Below are 2,802 nucleotides of genomic sequence, written 5' to 3' on the forward strand. Positions count from 1 at the left end.
TAATTAAAATGGTAAAAAATTGATAAGTTTTCATAATTGAGGTTTTAATAAAAGTTGATAATTATTGGTTATGGTAACCTTTACATTGCGATTGCTTTGACGGAAAATTTTAGTGATACCGCTCACTTGGGGAATAGTTGGAATATTTATATCGCCTACCACATCATCTAGGACTTCTTGGCTAGCATCGGCCTGAAAACTATTCTCCACGTAAATGCCTTCATTCCCATCTTGTAAATCAAAGGCCAAGAGTTCTACGGGTTGATGGTCAATGTTGTTGATTTCCACCATAGCACGGTTCGGTTGGAATTTTATAAAACCAAAAACAGGGGTATTTTTTGGAAATATTTTCCCTGCTATTTTAGCTTTTCTCATCAGTCGCATGCGTAAACGGTAATCCTTTTTTACTACCTGCTTTCCATCTACAGCTGCGTATATATGGGCATCTGTTTCTGCTGCAAGGGAAAGCTCACCTTTAGCGGGTTCAGAGGCAAAGAAAAGTTGATGCTCCAAGCTTATCTCTTTAGCCGATAGCGTTTCTTTTTTATCGGCATCAACCCTTGTGCTATCTATATTGGTCAACGCATTGGTTTTACTTTCATAACGATTTTCGTTATAAGAGATCCTGTTGGCTAAAACTATACTATCTACGACCCTCTTCTTTTCCTTTCTTACATAATCAAGATCATAATATCCTAGGGAGTCCAATAAATTTTCATCATATGGACTTGGCGCATTGTTTTCTCTTTCTTCCTTGAGGTCATTAATAGCTTCTAATTTAGAACCATAGGTTTCCTTTTCTTCTTTTAATTTAGGAACAGTCGTCTGTTTTAGCTCTTCTGTATTTTTTTCATCCCCCAACATTAAAATGGAATAACTAATGATAAAAAGGAGAATAGTAGCGAGTACAGAAATAAAAACAATTTTATTTTTTTTTATTTTCATAATATATTTTTTATGGCAACCCATGGGGTTTACATGTTAAGTTGATTATGGGTTATCGTTGTTTATTTTTTTTAACGAATTTTCAAAGTAATTTGTAATCAATAGACCATGGGTATTGTGGGGGTAGCTTCTATCTACATGCACTAGATCGCCAGAAGAAACCAGCTGGTACTTATCGGTTACTTTCCCTCTATTGATTTCAAAAATAGTAGTGGTCCTAAATCGATAAGGCTCTTGAGACAGATCCACTTTAGAATCTATGCTAATAACTTTTTGTATAAGGGAGTATTGTAAGATTCGGTTATAGACACCATTTGATTTTTTTTGTTGATAGACATTATCAACAGAACTGTTACCTAACCAAAGTGCCTTTTCAAGATTTTTTTTAAAATTAGTAGCATTGATCTGATAAAAGTAGGTATGAAATAAACGCAGGTGATCCAAAGCTTCTACCTTTAAGTTATCTTTTTGATCTACCCATTGCAAAGGAATCACAGCACCATTAGTATTGATGGCGAACGCATGATTGAGTGCTTTTTTATTTATATCATAAACGATCCAGCCAGAGTAGATAAGGGATCCCAATGCCATGGAAACCACAAAAACGACAATGAACCGGTTGGTTTTCAAAACGGTATAAATATTTTTATAAGGTGTCTTCATTTTATCTGTTTTAATTGCTAAATAATCGAAACGTGAATGAGGTTGCCCTTTTGTATAACTTGAATTTTAAAAACACGATAAAGGCTATTGAGCCAGCCTCTACAATAATTTTGATCATCTCGTTTCCTGCGGATGACCCCAAAAGGTTCGACCAAAAATTGGTATTGATCTCCGTATAGAGTTGATTGACAAAAACATTCACCAGAAAGAAAGCCGGGACCAACATATAGACCGCTGCATAAAGTTTGAAAAAGTTATAAGCCAAAGACCTAAACTTTTCAAAAACGGAGAGGCTGATTACCAAGGGGAAAAAGGCTTGCATAATTCCCAAGAGAAAATAGCGTTCCGCCAAGAAAAGTGGATAGATAAATAAATCCAGTACCCAAAGAAACAGTCCGATTACAAAAGAGAAAACCTTAACGGGGTAAAGTGGGGTTACTAGGGCATCATAGAGTAAAGACATCGCTTTTGTAGCCGCATCCCAGCCCCCAATGTCTTTTTCCAATTCAATATCTTGTAATTGAAGCGGTAAAAGTGCCGGTGCCGTCAACCGATATTGAGACTCAATGGCCACCAAAATACCGTCAAAAAATCCAAGTACTTGAGTTGAAAAAATAACCAGCAAGACAATAACAAAGTTTTTAGCTAATTCCCCAGGACTCAATCCCCAAGTGTAACCCTCTTTATCGGTTACCCCTTCGCTATATTTTTTTAGGATATTGATCAAGAAAAAGAGTACCGCCAAAACCTTCATTCCAGCAATGGTATATTGTGAAAAATCACTGTTTTTAATCACTTGAAAGACGGAATCTATATATTCCAACCCAATTCCTAAAAAGATCATGGCAGTCATCAGAATCCGTTTTCTCGATTGTTGATTTTATCCTGCATTTCGCGGAAGGAGATGATATCCCGATAACGTTTGGTTTTTTGAGTGATTTCAAAGACCATTTCCTCGGACTGGCGTTCCTTCTCTTTCAACACTTTTGCTCTTTCCCCATCACTCATTTTTAAATAATCACTGGAGAGTATCTCATCAATAAAGTCTAGGTCATCAAGGCTCCTTTCAATAATTTTATTAAAGGAATTGGAAACCTTGGTTACCTCGTTGGCATGGATGTAGGGAGAGTTCAGTATATCCTGAAGATCATGTTGAACCGTTGAAAATAGCTGCTGGTTATTCTCATTAATCCT

General features: G+C 36.3%; 3 protein-coding genes and 1 pseudogene. All 4 read right to left on the bottom strand.

Features of this window, described 5'->3' with window-relative positions; translation table 11 throughout:
- Positions 1-30 precede the first annotated feature (30 nt).
- Positions 31-945 (bottom strand): conjugative transposon protein TraM, encoded by a 915-nt coding sequence (gene traM / locus FT986_RS11325; protein ID WP_111540359.1) that lies wholly within the window; start codon positions 943-945, stop codon positions 31-33.
- 45 nt (positions 946-990) lie between these two features.
- On the bottom strand, positions 991-1,608 hold the full coding sequence (locus tag FT986_RS11330) for a conjugal transfer protein TraK (RefSeq protein ID WP_147865159.1): 618 nt from the start codon (positions 1,606-1,608) through the stop codon (positions 991-993).
- Between the two features lie 10 nt (positions 1,609-1,618).
- On the bottom strand, positions 1,619-2,461 hold the full coding sequence (locus FT986_RS11335) for a hypothetical protein (protein ID WP_147865160.1): 843 nt from the start codon (positions 2,459-2,461) through the stop codon (positions 1,619-1,621).
- Positions 2,461-2,802, bottom strand: a pseudogene (locus FT986_RS11340) (conjugal transfer protein); the annotation flags it as partial. The gene FT986_RS11335 and the pseudogene FT986_RS11340, both read right to left, overlap by 1 nt.

It is taken from the genome of Mesonia sp. K4-1 (assembly GCF_008017825.1).
Classification (GTDB): Bacteria; Bacteroidota; Bacteroidia; order Flavobacteriales; family Flavobacteriaceae; genus Mesonia.

Bases quoted from the DNA above. Each gene is read 5' to 3' on its own strand.
- FT986_RS11335 (WP_147865160.1), bottom strand. From the start codon at position 2,461: ATGACTGCCATGATCTTTTTAGGAATTGGGTTGGAATATATAGATTCC.
- traM (WP_111540359.1), bottom strand. From the start codon at position 945: ATGAAAATAAAAAAAAATAAAATTGTTTTTATTTCTGTACTCGCTACT.
- FT986_RS11330 (WP_147865159.1), bottom strand. From the start codon at position 1,608: ATGAAGACACCTTATAAAAATATTTATACCGTTTTGAAAACCAACCGG.